General features: G+C 46.1%; 2 protein-coding genes. Both read left to right on the top strand.

Annotated elements, in window-relative coordinates; genetic code table 11:
* Positions 1-248: OmpA family protein (locus ACT3SX_RS15165; RefSeq protein WP_444761836.1), on the top strand; the 248-nt coding region annotated here is incomplete at its 5' end.
* A gap of 115 nt (positions 249-363) precedes the next feature.
* On the top strand, positions 364-1197 hold an 834-nt coding region (locus ACT3SX_RS15160; RefSeq protein ID WP_192520974.1), incomplete at its 3' end, for a contractile injection system protein, VgrG/Pvc8 family.

Below are 1197 nucleotides of genomic sequence, written 5' to 3'. Positions count from 1 at the left end.
GATATTATAATCTTGGTGACAAACCAGTCACCATCACTGGGCATACAGATAACGTCGGTAACCCTACTGCCAACTTAGCCTTATCCAACGATCGTGCAGAAGCAGTTAAGCAATATCTGATAGGTCGTAACATCGATGCAACACGCCTCAGTACGACAGGTAAAGGAGACGCAGACCCTATCGCTAGCAATGACAATGAAGAAGGGCGTACTCGTAACCGCCGTATCGAATTTACACTCGAAGAATAACATTACCGTCGAATAACGTTGCCACACGTAATGATAATGGCAGACAAACACTTATCTTTTGATGTCAGCTCTCAAAGAAATATGATGCCATTGTACCAAGAATAGGAACACTACCATGTTACGCTTGACCAATACCGTGCTGCCCATGCACCCTGATAGGTTATATGCCAGTGAGGGCAATACACAAGCCCTCTATCCAAGTGCGCAGCAAGACATCAGTGCCCATCAAGCGTGGCAAAATAAGCTGATGCAAGCATCTTGTGAAAACGATATCATCGCCCAGTTAAACCCCAACGGAAATCAACAACATCAGCAGCATGGTATCGACACTTACGTATTGCAAGTCTATATTCATGAACGTCACCACCCTCCCTTTACACCGCTCACTGACTTAATCGGTAGCACCATAACCTTAAGCTTTGATACCCCAAGCGGCCTAGCTTATCGTCATCTATATCTGACTGCCGTGCATCAATTGGATCACGATGGCAGCTATGGCTATTATCGTCTGCTCGCACAACCACTTACCTATCGCTTACATCAGCATCCACGTTGTCATATAGACACTAACCTATCGGTACAATCAATGGTGGCAGAACGCACTGCTACTCTAGAGATAGAAACCATCGATGATAGTAATAGTGAAGACGCCAGCTGGACACCTGTACGCATGACCCAGTGGCAAATCAGTGACTGGGCGCATATTTGTGAGCGTTTATCACGTCAAGGACTAACCGCCTATCTACGATATGAGCAAACGGATGAACATACACCGCCAAAGCTCGTTATCACTACAGCCTATCCAAGCGAGAGTGATGGTGTTAGCGCAAATATCGGTGCGCTACGCTATCAGCAAGTATTACACGACCGCGTACATGCACCAGTGTTAGCACTGAGTGAGCAAATCATCACTCAGCCAAGCTCTATAACGATGCAGCGCTTTAATAGT

Source organism: Psychrobacter sp. AOP31-B2-9 (assembly GCF_052378005.1).
In the GTDB taxonomy this organism is placed as follows: domain Bacteria; phylum Pseudomonadota; class Gammaproteobacteria; order Pseudomonadales; family Moraxellaceae; genus Psychrobacter.
The sequence above is the reverse complement of the archived record's forward strand: the minus strand, read 5'-3'. Positions and strand labels throughout refer to the sequence as shown.